At 36.2% G+C, this 16,176-nt stretch carries 17 protein-coding genes and 2 other annotated features; of the genes, 4 read left to right on the forward strand and 13 right to left on the reverse strand.

Annotated elements, in window-relative coordinates:
• The first annotated feature begins 39 nt into the window (after positions 1 to 39).
• The 3 genes from MHH59_RS22750 to MHH59_RS22760 all read left to right on the forward strand — a co-directional run bounded on the left by MHH59_RS22750 (position 40) and on the right by MHH59_RS22760 (position 1,648).
• Positions 40 to 753: a CPBP family intramembrane glutamic endopeptidase gene (locus tag MHH59_RS22750; RefSeq protein ID WP_002129340.1), complete on the forward strand. Its 714-nt coding sequence runs from the start codon at positions 40 to 42 to the stop codon at positions 751 to 753.
• A 169-nt stretch (positions 754 to 922) separates the two neighbouring features.
• Positions 923 to 1,267 (forward strand): DNA-binding protein, encoded by a 345-nt coding sequence (locus MHH59_RS22755; RefSeq protein ID WP_078213670.1) that lies wholly within the window; start codon positions 923 to 925, stop codon positions 1,265 to 1,267.
• Positions 1,268 to 1,291: 24 nt separating this feature from the next.
• Positions 1,292 to 1,648 (forward strand): ammonia permease, encoded by a 357-nt coding sequence (locus MHH59_RS22760; protein ID WP_340852400.1) that lies wholly within the window; start codon positions 1,292 to 1,294, stop codon positions 1,646 to 1,648.
• 21 nt (positions 1,649 to 1,669) lie between these two features.
• On the opposite strand, the gene MHH59_RS22765 is transcribed toward MHH59_RS22760, so the two are convergent.
• Positions 1,670 to 3,463: a DHA2 family efflux MFS transporter permease subunit gene (locus tag MHH59_RS22765; protein WP_002129344.1), complete on the reverse strand. Its 1,794-nt coding sequence runs from the start codon at positions 3,461 to 3,463 to the stop codon at positions 1,670 to 1,672.
• A gap of 12 nt (positions 3,464 to 3,475) precedes the next feature.
• Positions 3,476 to 4,129, reverse strand: a complete 654-nt coding sequence (locus tag MHH59_RS22770; protein WP_002129345.1) for an HlyD family secretion protein — start codon at positions 4,127 to 4,129, stop codon at positions 3,476 to 3,478.
• Positions 4,130 to 4,425: 296 nt separating this feature from the next.
• Between MHH59_RS22770 and MHH59_RS22775 the strand changes: the two genes are divergently transcribed.
• Positions 4,426 to 5,043 carry a TetR/AcrR family transcriptional regulator gene (locus MHH59_RS22775; protein WP_002015467.1) on the forward strand — a complete coding sequence of 206 codons (618 nt, stop codon included), beginning with the start codon at positions 4,426 to 4,428 and terminating at the stop codon, positions 5,041 to 5,043.
• Between the two features lie 41 nt (positions 5,044 to 5,084).
• Here MHH59_RS22775 and MHH59_RS22780 read toward each other — a convergent pair whose 3' ends face one another.
• The 11 genes from MHH59_RS22780 to speD all read right to left on the reverse strand — a co-directional run bounded on the left by MHH59_RS22780 (position 5,085) and on the right by speD (position 15,839).
• Positions 5,085 to 6,170 (reverse strand): M42 family metallopeptidase, encoded by a 1,086-nt coding sequence (locus tag MHH59_RS22780; protein WP_002129347.1) that lies wholly within the window; start codon positions 6,168 to 6,170, stop codon positions 5,085 to 5,087.
• Between the two features lie 69 nt (positions 6,171 to 6,239).
• On the reverse strand, positions 6,240 to 6,731 hold the full coding sequence (locus MHH59_RS22785; protein ID WP_002015469.1) for a dUTP diphosphatase: 492 nt from the start codon (positions 6,729 to 6,731) through the stop codon (positions 6,240 to 6,242).
• Between the two features lie 515 nt (positions 6,732 to 7,246).
• The gene (gene rplT, locus MHH59_RS22790; RefSeq protein WP_001138364.1) at positions 7,247 to 7,603 is read right to left on the reverse strand and encodes a 50S ribosomal protein L20; all 357 of its coding nucleotides are present in this window, start codon (positions 7,601 to 7,603) and stop codon (positions 7,247 to 7,249) included.
• A 38-nt stretch (positions 7,604 to 7,641) separates the two neighbouring features.
• A complete protein-coding gene (rpmI, locus tag MHH59_RS22795; protein ID WP_001125945.1) occupies positions 7,642 to 7,842 on the reverse strand; it encodes a 50S ribosomal protein L35 in 201 nt (66 codons plus the stop codon).
• A 21-nt stretch (positions 7,843 to 7,863) separates the two neighbouring features.
• Positions 7,864 to 8,367 carry a translation initiation factor IF-3 gene (gene infC, locus MHH59_RS22800; RefSeq protein ID WP_002015470.1) on the reverse strand — a complete coding sequence of 168 codons (504 nt, stop codon included), beginning with the start codon at positions 8,365 to 8,367 and terminating at the stop codon, positions 7,864 to 7,866.
• Between the two features lie 63 nt (positions 8,368 to 8,430).
• Positions 8,431 to 8,551, reverse strand: a sequence feature (ribosomal protein L20 leader region).
• A 206-nt stretch (positions 8,552 to 8,757) separates the two neighbouring features.
• Positions 8,758 to 10,695, reverse strand: coding sequence for a threonine--tRNA ligase (thrS, locus tag MHH59_RS22805; RefSeq protein WP_002034275.1), 1,938 nt, complete (start codon positions 10,693 to 10,695; stop codon positions 8,758 to 8,760).
• Positions 10,696 to 10,743: 48 nt separating this feature from the next.
• Positions 10,744 to 10,971, reverse strand: a binding site (T-box leader).
• 31 nt (positions 10,972 to 11,002) lie between these two features.
• Entirely contained in the window at positions 11,003 to 11,884 is an 882-nt protein-coding gene (ytxC, locus tag MHH59_RS22810) for a putative sporulation protein YtxC (protein WP_002088921.1), read from the reverse strand.
• 389 nt (positions 11,885 to 12,273) lie between these two features.
• Positions 12,274 to 13,212, reverse strand: coding sequence for a primosomal protein DnaI (gene dnaI, locus MHH59_RS22815; RefSeq protein ID WP_002015473.1), 939 nt, complete (start codon positions 13,210 to 13,212; stop codon positions 12,274 to 12,276).
• 33 nt (positions 13,213 to 13,245) lie between these two features.
• On the reverse strand, positions 13,246 to 14,652 hold the full coding sequence (locus MHH59_RS22820; protein WP_002184851.1) for a replication initiation and membrane attachment family protein: 1,407 nt from the start codon (positions 14,650 to 14,652) through the stop codon (positions 13,246 to 13,248).
• A 145-nt stretch (positions 14,653 to 14,797) separates the two neighbouring features.
• On the reverse strand, positions 14,798 to 15,259 hold the full coding sequence (nrdR, locus tag MHH59_RS22825; RefSeq protein WP_001203686.1) for a transcriptional regulator NrdR: 462 nt from the start codon (positions 15,257 to 15,259) through the stop codon (positions 14,798 to 14,800).
• A 196-nt stretch (positions 15,260 to 15,455) separates the two neighbouring features.
• A complete protein-coding gene (gene speD / locus MHH59_RS22830; protein ID WP_002003660.1) occupies positions 15,456 to 15,839 on the reverse strand; it encodes an adenosylmethionine decarboxylase in 384 nt (127 codons plus the stop codon).
• Between the last annotated feature and the right edge of the window lie 337 nt (positions 15,840 to 16,176).

A 16,176-nucleotide genomic window follows, 5' to 3' on the forward strand; every position in this document is an offset into this window, starting at 1 on the left:
TATAATTAAATATACAAATATAAAGAGGTGGTTTTACAAATGCAACCCGCTACACAACTTTCTAATGAACAGAAATACTCTATGTCATGGGGACAATTTATTAGCTCCGTTTTATTCGCTTTTTTCGGAACCGGACTTATTACTGTGTTCCTCGCAATGCCCTTAACAATTTATACAGCCGGCCTTACAGATAAAAAACAAATTGCCCTGTATGAATCTATTGCAAATACTGCAAGTATCATATTACAACTAGCCGTGTTGTTATTCTTCATTTTCAAATTCGAACCCGCAAAAAAATTACTACTAAAATCTTTTAACTTTAAAGTACTTAAAGAATGGCGTACATACGTATACTTACTTCTTTTCTTCGCTATAAACATTATACTCAATTACATCTTGTTAAATTATGTGTTCCAAGACGCAACGAAGCAGCAATCTTCCGCACTAAACTTAGACGTTTTTAAGCAGTATCAAATATTATTACTTCTCGGCTTCGCTATACTCACACCAATTTTTGAAGAGCTTATTTTCCGTGGTTTTATACTTCGCTTCTTCTCAGAACGCTTTCCATTTTGGATTGCAGCCATCATAACAAGCTTCTTCTTCGGTATCGCTCATACATACTCACTTGGAGTAATGGTAATTACTTTCTTCATGGGATTATTAATGGCTATTTTATGTAAAAAAACAAAATCCATTATTCCAGCTATGTTATTTCATATTATGAATAATATGTTAGCATTCTTGAGTTAGAAAGAGGTGTCATCGCGATACCTCTTTTATTAATTCGTATCATCACTTCTCATTTCTATCAATTTATACATATTTATTAATAACATCCAAAATAAACCTCATGTAGTAAAATATAACTCATCACCATAGAAGGAGATTATTTATGTCGAGCTTACTTTAGATTTTTTATATGCCACTTCTTGTTTTATGCGGATTTTTCGGTGGTATTTTTTTAATTATTACTAGCATTAAACATCTTAAATTATTTGTGGGTTTAATGGGGCTACTTAGCCTATCTTTTGTCACACTACCTTTTGTTTTTTGGGGCATGGGGGTGAATAGCGATACGATCCTCCCTATTTCAACTACTTTATATTGGATACTGTTTTCTTTAACTGGATTATTGGCAGGATTAAATGGATTACAGGCAAAGATTAAAAGTATACGTAATATGGGATTCATTATTTTTATCGCTGGCATATTAGGGGTTATTTTCTGGGTACTTATGTCTGTAGGGGATTCATTCTATATATAATATTTTATCGGAGGTAATACAGAAGTGTTTGGAATATTAACTTGGATGGTTTTGGCTCTTACTTTGATGTTATGCCAATTCATCGTTGGCATTTTTTTAATTATTGCTGGCATTAAATATCGTAAATCACTTACTATTATAGCTGGTTTGATTAGCATATCGATTATCGTTGTTCCTATCATTTGTATAGGTTTTGGAATAGATTTAGAGGGGATGGTTCCAATTTCAGGAACTTTATATTGGTGTTTCTTCTCTTTAGCTGGACTATTAGCTATTATAAGTGGAAGACAAATATCCAGCATTCGTGCTATGGGAACAATTTTGTTTATAACAGGGCTGTGCTCCGTAGCTGGTTATCATTTTTTATATCTCACTCTTTAAAAAGACAAAAAAGCAGGGAAATTAATTCCCTGCTTTTCTATTTGGTTTATTGCCTGATGGTAAGAAGAACGATAACACCCAAGCAATACCTGCTAATATTGTTGCAATTAAGAAGGCATCGTTAATACCGTTAATTGCAGATAGCTTTGAAATTTGTCCGAATAATAGTTGTGTACTCATCGCATCTCCTGCTTGAGCTGATCCGGCTAATGCCGCTAAGCTTTGGCCCATACCGTGTACTTTATCAACTAAAATCGGGTTTGACGTTGTTAACATATTGCCGTAATCCGCTACGTGAGCAGTAGTTTGTTGCGTCATAAGCGTGATTAATATCGCTGTTCCAATTGAACCAGCTACTTGTCTTGACGTATTTTGCGTTGCTGTACCGTGAGAAATTAATTTCATCGGCAGTGCATTCATACCAGCTGTCATAATTGGCATCATAATGAATGACATACCAATTGAGCGTATAATATAATCCGTCATAATAACGCTATACGGTGTATCCATCGATAACGTTGTAAATTTATATGTCGCAAATGTTGTAATGGCTAATCCGACAATTGCTAACGGACGAATACCATACTTATCAAATAGTTTACCTGCAACTGGTCCCATGATCCCCATAATTAATGATCCTGGAAGTAATAATAAACCAGATTCCATCGGTGTAAAACCGCGAATGTTTTGCAAGTATACTGGAAGTAATAACATACCTCCGAATAAGGCCATCGTTACAATCGCGTTAATTACTAATGTGAAAGTGAACGTCGGATATTTAAACACTTGTAAATCAAGCATTTTATTGTCTGTTGTTAACTCTCTCCAAATAAATACAGCTAAACCAATGACACCGATGATAAGTGTTATAACAACTTCTGCACTAGTCCAGCCATTATTTCCAGCTTCACTAAATCCGTACAGTAAGCTACCTAGTCCAATACTTGAACTAATAACACCGAATACATCTAACTTTGTTTTAGACACTGGCTGAGCTAGTGTAAAGAATTTAAAAGATAAGAACGTAATAATTAAACCGATAACAAACATCCCATAGAACATTAAGTTCCAGCTATAGTTTTCAATTACCCAACCTGTTACAGTTGGTCCGATAGCTGGTGCTAAAATCATCGCTACCCCAAGTAACCCCATAGCTGCTCCGCGTTTATTAGGCGGGAATAATGTCATGAAGATATTCATACCAACTGGCATTAAAATACCCGCACCAACCGCTTGAATAACGCGGCCCGTCATCATCATTGTAAAGTTTCCTGATGTAGCACAAATGATAGATCCTACAGTGAAGAATAACATTGCTGCTATGAATAATTTACGATACGTAAATCGTGAAACTAAAAATGCACTGATTGGTACTAAAATTCCGTTTACAAGCATGAAGCCTGTAATTAACCATTGTGCTGTTGAAGTTGATACGTTAAATTCGTTCATTAATGGAGGCAATGCAACATTAATGATCGTTTGGTTTAAAATAGAAACGAACATACCGAGAATTAGTACAGCTACAACTGCCTTTACATTCACATTCTCTACCGGCAATTGTCTCTTCAGCATTTCTTTTTCCTGTTTTACTTGCTCTTGCTTCCCTGTTTCTAATTCCACTACGTTAGAAGCTTCTGTTTCTTGTTTTTGTTCAAGTTCTTTCTCTACTGTTTCTGCTTGACTTACTTCTATCTTACTTACGGCTGGGACTTGTTCTTCTCCCACATTCGTTTTTTTCTTTCGTAAAAGACGATTTATAAGGAAGAAGACGATTATACAAAATAGTGCATATCCTACAATTGCAATTGAGGACATCTCATCTCCCCCTTACTTATGAATACGAACTGACACATTCATTCCAGGAACAATATTTACTGATTTACTATGATCTAAAGAAATTTTAACTGGTACAACTTGCTTTACTTTCGTATAGTTCGCTGTTGAGTTACTTGATGGTAACATCGAGAATGTATTCGCCGTTGTTAATCCAACTTGTTCTACTTTTCCTGTTAACGTTGTATCTGGGTATGCATCTACATACACATCTACTGTTTGGCCTTTTTGAACATCATCAATATTTGTTTCTTCAATATTTGCTGTTACCCATAAATTGTTCATATCAAATGCATAAGCAATTGGGCTACCTGCCCCAACGAACGCATTAGTTGTTGCGTTTGATTGTACAACTGTTGCATTTTGTGGAATTGTTACATCTACTGTTTGCTCACCATTTGCTCCTGCTACAGTAACCGCACCTAATTTATCGTTCTCATTGTAGTTTTTTCCTACTTCAGCTTTCCAGTCTGTTAATTTACCTGCTGCTGGTGATGCAATTGGGATTACTTTCCCGTCAATCTTTGCATTTTCTGTTTTTAAATAGTTTTCTGTTTGATTGTAATAGTAATAACCGCCAATACCGCCGCCAACTAATACAATTAATGTGATAATGTTGATAATTACCATTCTTCGAAACTGATTCATTGCATTCCTCTCCTTATATCGCATATAATTTTTTTCTAAACTATTTATATCCTTAGTGTTTATATTGTTTAATTGTTAATTATATTAACCTTTAAACAAAAAAAGCACACCTTTTACGACGCAAACTATGTTTTGTCTGCATCCTAGCGGTGCTGATTTCTAAAGGACTATCGTTTATAATTATAAATAATTATCCCGAATCTACAACCAACAATTTAAACCTATATGTTGTTTAAACAACATTACACTATACATGTGTTGTTTAAGGTTAAAAAATTAAACGAGGTGAAGTAAAAATGTCTATTAAAAATACAAATGATCCACGTGTAAAACGAACGAGACAACTCATACAGGATGCTTTTGTCGCTTTAGTAGGCGAAAAGGGCTTCGAAAATGTAACTGTGCAACATATCGCGGAACGCGCTCCTGTAAATCGTGCTACATTTTATAGCCATTACCATGATAAATATGATTTATTAGAAAAAAGCATAGAAGAAATGTTAGAAAAACTAGCTGCAGTAATTAAACCACAAAATCGAAATAAAGAAGATTTTCAGCTCACTTTTGATTCACCGCATCCAACTTTTTTAGCTTTGTTTGAGCATATCGCAGACAATACTAATTTCTATAACGTTATGCTCGGCGATAAGGCAGCTGGAAACTATTCTTATAAAATGATGAAAACAATTCAAACACATTTAACATTAAGCCTATCTATTTCCCAGCCAGATGATGAAGACCTTATGGTCCCTCGTGATATTCTTATTAGTTATGTTACAGGCGCTCATATCGGAATGATTATGTCATGGTTAAAAAGAGGCATGATTTATACCCCACATTTCATGGCAATGCAATTAACTCGCTTAATTATTTTAGGAGCTCATACTGCAGCAGGATTAGAAAGACCGTTTTAAAAATGAAAAAAGCGAAGGAGGTTATCCTTCGCTTTTTTCTATTAATTAAATGTAATGTTATGTACAGCCTCTTTATCAAGACGTTTAATAACTTCTACAATTAACTTCACTGCGTTTTCATAATCATCACGATGTAACATCGCTGCATGAGAATGAATGTAGCGTGTCGCAATCGTAATTGCCATAGACGGAATACCGTTTACAGAAATGTGAATTGCTCCTGCATCCGTTCCCCCGCCCGCTACAGAATCATATTGGTATGGAATTTGTAATTCATCAGCAACATCAACTACGAAATCACGTAAACCTGTATGACCAATAACAGAAGCATCATATAAAATGATCTGCGGTCCATCGCCCATTTTACTTTGCGCTTCTTTTGCCGTTACACCTGGTGTATCCCCAGCAATACCTACATCTACTGCGAATGCGATATCGGGCTTAATATAGTTTGCAGATGTTTTCGCACCACGAAGACCAACTTCTTCTTGTACAGTACCAACGCCGTATACAACGTTTGGATGCTTTTCATCTTTTAATTGTTTTAATACGTCAATTGCAATTGCACAACCAATTCGGTTATCCCATGCTTTTGCAAGTAACATCTTTTCATTCTTCATCACTTGGAATTCGAAGTACGGTACAACTTGATCTCCTGGTCGTATGCCCCACTCCATCGCTTCTTCTTGGCTAGAAGCACCAATATCGATGAACATGTCTTTAATTTCAACTGGCTTTTTACGAGCTTCTGGAGGTAAAATGTGCGGTGGTTTTGAACCAATTACACCTGTTACATCTCCTTTACGCGTTACAATCGTTACGCGCTGTGCAAGCATAACTTGCGACCACCAGCCACCCACCGTTTGGAAACGAAGGAAGCCTTTGTCATCAATTTGCGTAATCATAAAGCCGACTTCATCTAAATGACCTGCAACCATAATTTTCGGGCCGTTTTCTTCCCCAACTTTTTTCGCAACTAAACTTCCTAAATTGTCAGTAGAAAGTTCATCTGCAAACGGCTCAATATATTTCTTCATTACTTCACGTGGTTCGCGCTCGTTACCCGCAATACCGCGTGCGTCTGTTAATTCTTTTAGCATTGTCAATGTATCGTCTAATTTTATCATTGCCAACACCCTCCTTTTTCTTCAGTCACTTTATTATACAAAAGGAAATTGAAATATTCAAAAATTAAATTAGTATCCTTGTGTTTGACGCTGATGATTTACTTCATTTTTATCTAAATATGCTTTTTCAATTTCATCTTGTTCAAATTCAAGCGCTTGTCCAAGGCGAAGATAGCTTGTAAATAGTTCAATATAGTTCGTAATAGAAGGTTGATCTGTAAAACGAATTACTTTCGCATATGTGTCTAAGAAAATTTCCACTTGTGTTTTATTCGTTTGCGCACATTTATAGAATAAGAAGTTTTTATCAATTCCTAAATCGATTCCGATTGATAAAATAAAGTGTAAACCATCTACGTATTCTTCTAATATTACTTCACGTTCTGAAGCTGGTTTATTGCTCCAATATTTAAAACAACGTGTTTCATTTGCAAGTTCTCCAATTTCTACAAGAAGAGCTAACATTTTTTCTTTTAACAATTTTTTCGGTTGTAAGTCATGTTCTTTCACAATACGGTCATCTAATTCTTTTTGTAATTTAAATAGTTGTAGTAAGTCCATTCTATTGTCCTCCTCCAACATCGCATTTTCCGCAACAATGTTGTTTCATCTCAAAGTTCATTATTATTTTTCGTTTCTTATTAACAAGTCAGCTACCTACATCTTTATAAAGATAGCTTGTCCTTAATTTGCAAATACGTTTCAATCATCACTCATATATTGTTCACTTGATGAAAGTTCCATATCATCTTTCCATTATAGCAGTGTCGTTTCTGCTAGGAAAGATGCACTTCTCACGAATGAGTTCAAATAAAAAAAGTCAGGAGGATTCTCCTGACTTTATATATATATTCTTTTATATCGCTATAGCTTTTATATTGATTTTGTCATATCGATAACGACACATCCGTTAATCTTTCCTACTTTCATGTAAAAGTCTCCTCGTTATCGTTACAAAAATTCTTACAAGCACATCTTAATATACTTGAGCAAGAAATAACGATAATAAGTGGAGGATTTTACAATAAATGCAAACAAAAAAACCTTAGAAGAAAATCTTCTAAGGTTTTAAACAATTAGTTAATGTTGTTTTTTGCAACTGTTGCTAATTCAGCGAAAGCTTTTTCGTCATGAACAGCTAAGTCAGCAAGCATCTTGCGGTTAACTTCGATGCCAGCATTTTTTAAACCGTGCATTAAGCGGCTGTAAGAAAGACCATTCATACGAGCTGCTGCGTTGATACGTGTAATCCATAATTTACGGAAGTCACGTTTCTTTTGACGACGGTCACGGAATGCATACATTAGAGATTTCATAACCTGTTGGTTAGCAACCTTAAATAATGTACTCTTAGAACCGTAGTAACCTTTTGCTAATTTTATAACTTTTTTACGACGTTGACGAGTAACTGTACCACCTTTTACTCTTGGCATAATATTACCTCCTAGTTTGTTCTATATATCAGCCGAACTTATTTTAAGTTGTCAAGCATTTGACGAATGCGTTTGAAGTCACCAGCGCTAACTACACCAGCTTTACGTAGTTTACGTTTAGCTTTTGTAGATTTGTTAGCGAATAAATGGCTTGTGTAAGCGTGAGAACGCTTCAGTTTACCAGATCCAGTCTTTTTGAAACGCTTTGCAGCGCCGCGATGAGTTTTTTGTTTAGGCATAGGTATTTCCTCCTCTATCTATTACTTATCGTTTTTCGGTGCTAAAACTAAGAACATACTACGTCCTTCCATTTTAGGCTTAGATTCAATTGTACTAACTTCAGCACAAGCTTCTGAGAAGCGATCTAAAACACGTTGACCGATTTCTTTATGAGTAATGGCACGTCCTTTAAAGCGAATTGACGCTTTAACCTTGTCGCCTTTCTCTAAAAACTTGACAGCATTACGAAGTTTTGTGTTAAAGTCATGTTCATCAATTGTTGGACTTAAACGAACTTCTTTCATGCTAATTACTTTTTGATTTTTGCGCTGTTCTTTTTCTTTCTTCTGTTGCTCAAAGCGGAATTTACCGTAGTCCATAATGCGGCATACTGGTGGTTTCGCATTTGGAGCAACCAATACTAAATCAAGATTAAGACCTGCAGCTAAGTCTAAAGCGTCATTACGAGACTTGATTCCAAGTTGATCGCCGTTTGCGCCAACTAAGCGTACTTCACGTGCACGAATTTGCTCGTTAATCATCATATCCTTGCTAATAGTAAGCCACCTCCAAGGTTTTCTTAGAATACGTTTTGCAATTGTAAAACCCGAACAAAAAAAGTGCGGGCACACGGCACCCACACTTGTAATATCTTTAGTAAGAAATACATTTACCTGCTAACTGCGAATGCGTCCATCAGGTGAGAAGCGGGTGCTTCTACTTGTCAAAACCATATTCTATTATCCTTGATGAGTTTATCATAGGACATGACGTCTGTCAAGAAGACGCGATGTGTTTTACTAACAACAAGAAATATTGTAACAAACAACCAGCATACTTGCAATACTTTTTTATGATAAGTATTGTTTGGTTATTTTTTCTAGATTTTCTTTTTTATAATACATAAAAAAGCCGCGGTATACCGCGGCTCTTTCTTATCGTTTTCCTTCTACCTTAATCATGTCAACAAACGCATCTAATGCGATTGTTTCTGATTTTTGTTCACCATATTTACGTACGTTAACGCCATTTTCAGTAACTTCATTGTCACCTACTACAAGCATGTACGGAATCTTTTGCATTTGTGCTTCACGGATTTTGTAACCAATTTTCTCTTCACGAGTGTCTAATTCAACACGGATACCAGCACGTCGTAATTCATCTTGTACTTTCTTCGCATAGTCTAAATGTACTTGCGGAGAAACTGGAATTACTTGCGCCTGAACTGGAGCTAACCAAGTTGGGAATGCGCCTTTGTATTCTTCAATTAAGAAGGCTACGAAACGTTCCATAGTTGATACAACACCACGGTGAATTACAACTGGACGATGTTGTTTACCGTCTTCACCAACGTAAGTTAATTCAAAGCGTTCTGGAAGTAAGAAGTCTAATTGTACAGTTGAAAGTGTTTCGTCTTTTCCAAGAGCAGTACGAACTTGAACGTCAAGTTTCGGACCATAGAATGCCGCTTCACCTTCAGCTTCATAGTAATCAAGACCCATTTCATCCATAGCTTCTTTTAACATACCTTGTGCTTTTTCCCACATCTCATCATCAGCATAATACTTTTTAGTATCTGCTGGGTCACGATAAGATAGACGGAATGAATAGTTTTCTAAACCGAAATCTTTGTACACTTCTAATGTTAAGTTTACAACACGTTTTAATTCTTCTTTAATTTGATCTGGACGAACGAAAATGTGCGCATCATTTAAAGTCATTCCGCGTACACGTTGTAATCCAGATAATGCTCCAGACATTTCATAGCGGTGCATTGTTCCAAGTTCCGCAATACGGATTGGTAATTCACGGTAGCTGTGAATATCGTTTTTATAAACCATCATATGGTGAGGGCAGTTCATTGGACGAAGAACTAACTCTTCATTATCCATTTCCATTGATGGGAACATGCCATCACGGTAATGGTTCCAGTGACCAGAAGTTTCATAAAGCTCTCTACTTCCTAATACTGGAGTGTATACGTGATCATAGCCTAAGCTTGCTTCTTTATCAACGATGTAACGCTCGATAATACGGCGAATTGTTGCACCTTTTGGTAACCAAAGTGGTAAACCTTGTCCTACTTTTTGGCTATTAGTAAATAGTTTTAACTCTTTACCTAATTTACGGTGATCGCGCTCTTTCGCTTCTTCAAGCATACGTAAGTGCTCATCTAATTCTGCTTTCTTAACGAATCCAGTACCGTAAATACGTTGTAACATTTTATTATTGCTATCGCCGCGCCAGTAAGCACCAGCAACACTTAATAATTTAAACACTTTAATCTTCCCTGTAGATGGAAGGTGAACACCACGGCAAAGGTCGAAGAATTCGCCTTGCTCATAGATTGAAATAACTGCATCTTCTGGAAGATCGTTAATTAAATCTAATTTTAACTCATCGCCGATTTCTTCAAAGCGACGAAGTGCTTCTGCACGTGGCACTTCATGACGAACGATTTCTAAGTTTTCGTTCACGATTTTTTGCATTTCTTTTTCGATTTTTTTGAAGTCTTCAACTGTAATTGCTTCTTCCATATCAATATCGTAGTAGAAGCCATTTTCGATTACTGGACCAATGCCAAGCTCAAGCTTAACATCTTTATATAAACGTTTTAACGCTTGTGCTAAAAGGTGAGCTGTTGAGTGGCGTAAAATATATAAGCCATCTTCAGAATCTAATGTAATAATAGAAACTGCACCATCTTCTTCGATTGGTGTAACAAGATCGATCATCTCATCGTTTAATTTTCCAGCCACAGCTTTTTTCTTTAAGCCTGGGCTAATAGAAGCTGCGATTTCTTCAGTTGTTACTCCTTTTGGAAACTCCTTCACAGCTCCATCAGGGAAAGTAATTTTAACTACATCTGCCATCACTGGTCACTCCTCTTTTTTTTCAAAATAAAAAACACTCATCCCATAAAAAGGGACGAGTGTTGAATTCGTGGTTCCACCCTTGTTCCAATTAACCTTATTGTTAATTGCTCAAGTTCAACATAACGGTGTTGTCCGTTAGCAATTACTAGAAAAACGTTCACTGCTAAAGTTTAGAGGTGGTAAGTAATTATCCCGTACTAGGAAGCTCACACCCTAAGGCTTCCCTCTCTGAAAATCGTAGAAAACTACCCATGTCCTCATCATGACATTTCAATATATTTCATTTATGTAGGTAATTATATGCTCAAAAACTTAGAAAATCAAGGGCGTTACCTTTATTTTTTAAATTTTTCACATTGCGCTCAAATTCATGTAATCCATGTAGTTGCACTCGTTCCTGAAATACATTTCGCAAAGTAATAATCATATTATGATCTTGTTCTTTCGTATATAAATAAATCTTTTTCGGCGAAATAGAAAGAAGTGGTGCAATTACTTTCGTATCGATATATACATCCTGTTTCTTTAATAATTCTTCATCTATATATTGAACCAATTTCTCCTGTTTTAAACGCCTACCTTTATCATCATAGAAAATAAAACTTTCATCAAAAATAAGATGTACACAGGACAAACGTGATTTCCGGCTACTTACTTGTTGGCGAAGTGTCTCAATGAATATTTGGTATTCCTGCTCCATCTTATACTCATCAATTGCAACTTCAGCAAGCTTAGTTACCATTTCCCTATATGTACGAAGACGAAAACGAACGTATGATGAAAACGAGAATGAGAGCGGATCACAAAGCCAATCATTCAAAGACGACGCAATATAAGATTCAAATTTTTGACGTGTTAAATCACTAGCTACTCCTTTTCTTCTTTCCTTTAAAATCTCATGTGCCATATGCAATATTTGATGACACTCTTCTTGTTCTTCATAAAAAAACTTTTCCTTTAAAATGGTATGAATCCATTCATTTTGTTTCACATTCATAATGAAATATAGTAATACTGGCAATAAAATCTTTTCAATATAATTTGATTCACATAATGGTATATGAATAACAACCTTTTGTTCATTTAAATATACACTTGTTTCCTTATATAAGGATTCTGTTCTTTTCGTTAGTTGTCTGTATACGTACACAGCATCATTTTTTTCTTCGAAGCAAATTTCAATCACTTTTGTCCCCCCTTTTATCCCCGCTCTAAAGGATTGCATCTATACGTTACAAATCCTATAAGAGTCCGATCTATGGAAGTTCACTCTTAGTAGAAACCTATCTCCCATCGTTAGAACATCCACTCGATATGGCTTGCTAATTTTATATATATTAAGGGAGGGAGAAAAAAATGATACAAGCTACTCTGAAAAAATGATTAAAATAAAGTGAAACTTTAATCAGTGGAGGTTTTGTCCATCCTCCACTGATTATTAGCCCGCACCAATCGGGCTTTTACGGGCAGCAGGGCTCCCACCTAACTTCTTTGCTTTACAGCCGAATTTTGAGGTGGGAGTCTTACTGCCCGCCAATAGCCGGATAAAAAAGAGCAAGCTTCTCAGCTCGCTCTTTACTTATTACGACGATTTTTCCCGCCAATTGGGATTGGCTTCGCTAAATATTTAATTCGTTCCATAATACGGGCCGCTTTCATCTCTTCTGCTTCACCGCGCTGTGTATACGTTAAATGATGTTCCAACTGTTTGAAATCAAAGTTAGATGTAAAGAACGTCGGTAAGTTTTCCAACATACGGAATTGCAAGATTGCACCGAGTACATCATCACGTACAAAACTTGACATCGCTTCTGCCCCGATATCATCTAACATTAATACTTGTACACGTTTGACAGCATCAATCTTTCCGCTAATCGAATTATCTTGAATCGAACTTTTGATTTCACGTAAAAATTCAGGGAAGTATACGAGCATCGAACTAATTTTCTTTCGCGCAAGCTCATTTGCAATTGCCCCTAAAAGATACGTTTTCCCTACACCAAATTTACCGTACAAATATAAACCTTGTGCTTTTTTACCTGGTTCGTATGTGTTTAAAAATTCATTCGTTGCACCTATTGCATCAATACGTGCATCTAAATCTGAAGGGTCTAAATTTTCCATAGTTGCCTGCAAAATGTCAACCGGCATATATACACTTTGAACGAGTTTTTCATATTTTTTTCTCTCATCATATGCTACTTTTCTAATACAACGATCGTATTGAATATCAATCATCTTACCTTGAATGACGAGCTTCGGCTCATATCCTTGTAGCATATTTTTACATGACCCTAAATCTGGACAATCCGCACACCCTACACTTTGTCCAATATATTCATATAACTTCACAAGACTTCGTTCAATCATAGAAGTCGTTACTTCACCTTTATGTTCGTCTATAAATTCTTTCACACGAGGGTGCGCCATCACTTCTGCCTTTAAGACTTCATATCTATTTTTAAAGTTTTTATTTTCCATTAATTTCGTAAATGAATTTTGAATATGCTCCATTTTCTCACCTCAAAGAGCGTTCATTTTCTTTTATTAATCACGCTTATATTTTTTCAATACTTCTTCTAATCGTTTCCGTTCATCTTCTAACGTACTTGCATCTTTTTTCGCACTTACGTCATTTTTTACAGGTTCTTTCTCTTCTTCTTTCGACTCTTCTTTAAGCCAATCTGGTACCATTTCTTTTCGCACTGTTTTCTTCGCTGTACGACCTTTTTTCTTCGTCTCAGCCCACTCTTGATATTGACGATTCTCTTCTTTCGCTAGCGCCATCGCCTCGCCTACTGTACCGACCTTTTTTCGCGCCCAATGTCCAGCAATCTTCTCGACATACGTTTTAGCAAGCTTCATATCTGAGCGTAGCATAACGTAATAAATAAGTACATTCACAACCCCTGGCGTTAACTTTTGATTTGTCATTACATCCTCAACGATTTGCAAGTCCGCTTTCGTCGCCTCTGCACCGCCTGAAATCTCTTTCAATAGTTGTTTTGGCGAGATTTCCTCTAACTGTTTCATTAGCATCTCTTCTTGCGTAGATGGCTCTTTCTCTTTCATTGTACGAGCAGCATGAGGTTGCACTCTTTCACTTAATACAGGTAACGCTTGACCATTTTCGAATTGATACCAATCGCGTGCTCCCTTCCGAAGCCTTTCGATATCAATTGTTTGCACTTCTGTCACTGCGCCAAGAACGATATTTTGCATCGATAACACATCCACACCGTACACATAAGCGAGTGTAATAACACATTCTCTCACTTGATCTGTAATCGCCTTTTTAGGAACAAGGGCTGATAGTCCGTCTACAAATAACGAGAAATCAAAGAAATCGTTCCAAACTTTCGGAGCATCCCCATTCTCGTTACTTGGCATAATTGTCGTTTTCGGGATACGCAGTTCTTCTTGCGCATATTCAAACTGACCTGGGTTAAACGAATCAAATATATCGTTGAAGGAGCGCGTAACATTTTCATAAGAAGCAAAATCGAATTCTTCTTCTAAGAAATATTGCTTTACTTGGTTGTATTTTGTCCGACTCAAGCGATTATATAAAAAGATACTTAAAACAATATCATCAAAAAACTGCTTCGGAGATAAAGGTGGTTGCAATTCATATATAAACATCCGAATATCTTTTTCTTTCTTAATATATACATTTAAAAGACCAATCGCTTCTAACTTTACTCGTTCCCCATATATTTCAGGAAGTTGCATTTGCATAGTCACCATAAGGGAGTGATGTGTATTCTCTTTTCCAAACACACGATCTTGCTCTAACTCTCCCCATAGTGTCATGTATAAGCTAAAAGCTCTACTACCTATTAACGGCTGATACAACATCGTTAATACTTTCCGGTCGTAATTATGTAACAACCCTTTCGCACTTACTTTATAACGATCAATCGGCAATAGCTCCATCCATGACTGTTTTTCCATTCTTGCTTTTCCTTTCTCTCATCCAATCTAGCCTACATTTCACTCGTTCTATCTTTATTATATAATTTATTAGCGAAAAAGAGCTATTAGCTTCCGCTTCTAGCTCTCTTATCTCGTTTACTTACAGTATATAAAGAGATTCCTTCTACTCTCTCTCTTTTTGCAGTATATCTTTTAATTCTTCAATAAATACATTTAAATCTTTAAATTGACGATACACAGAAGCAAAACGTACGTACGCAACATCATCAATATCACGAAGTTCTTCCATAACAATTTCACCAATCATATCACTTTTCACTTCTGATATACCTAAGTTACGAAGTTCACGCTCCACACTTTGTGTTACTTCCTCTAACTGCCTTAAAGATACAGGTCTTTTTTCACACGCTTTAATTAAACCGCGTAAAATTTTCTCTTTATTAAACTCTTCTCGTGTTCCTTCTTTTTTAACAACGATAAGAGGTGATTCTTCTACTCTTTCAAATGTCGTAAAGCGACTTAAACAACTTTCACACTCTCTTCTTCTTCGAATAGAGCGCCCCTCGTCTACCGGACGCGAATCTAACACTCTTGTTCCATTATGAAAACAGGATGGACAACGCAATTCATTCACTCCTTTACACTATAATCTTTATTCTTTCGCTACTCACCTACATGTGAAAATATATATACAATATTATATAACTCATTCTTCTATAATGACCACTCTAAGTTATTACATATCGTGATCCTATTTTATATAAACTAAAAAAGAGGTGCATTATACACCTCTTTACATTTTAAATCAATTATGTTCTTTTTTAAAGAGCTTTTGTTTCTCTCTGCTTAATTTCGAAGCTACCAGTGCCTCGAGGAAGCTCGATGCTCTCACGCGTTTTCGCGTTTAAACCTTCTGCAATATATTCTGCAGCAACATTTGGATCAATACGATCCCCACAAGTATAAACATCAATACTTGCGTAACCGTGCTCCGGAAAGCTATGAATTGTTAAATGTGATTCCGAGATAATTACTACTCCACTTACACCTTGTGGTGCAAATTTATGAAAAGCAACCTCACGTACTTCAGCACCAGCTCTTAGTGCTGCATCCACAAATAATTGTTCAATATACGGCATGTCATTAAGCTTGTCGAAATCGCAATCCCAAAGTTCAGCAATCACGTGACGACCCATCGTATCCATAGTATCCATTCTACAGTTCCCCCTTGTAAATTTATTCTAACTGTTCGAATTGAAAACTAATTTGCAATTTGGCTTGCTCCACTACCACGGGGGAAAGTTAGTCCAGAGAGGTCCTAACCCTTTAAGTAGTGACTACGTACCTCAGCTCTTAAGTTTACGAGTGTTAGTATACTTTGTTTATTTTCATTTTGCAACAACAGTTTTTTCGATTTTCTGTCATATTTTCCTCTTTACTTTTCCCTAAAAAAAATTAATGATTCACGAATACAGTAATCCCAACGTTTCGTGGTATGTCCACTATTTAAAAATATACTTATATAATTTTTTTCCTTTTCAG

Source organism: Bacillus sp. FSL E2-0195 (genome assembly GCF_038003645.1).
GTDB classification, from domain to species: Bacteria; Bacillota; Bacilli; order Bacillales; family Bacillaceae_G; genus Bacillus_A; species Bacillus_A mycoides.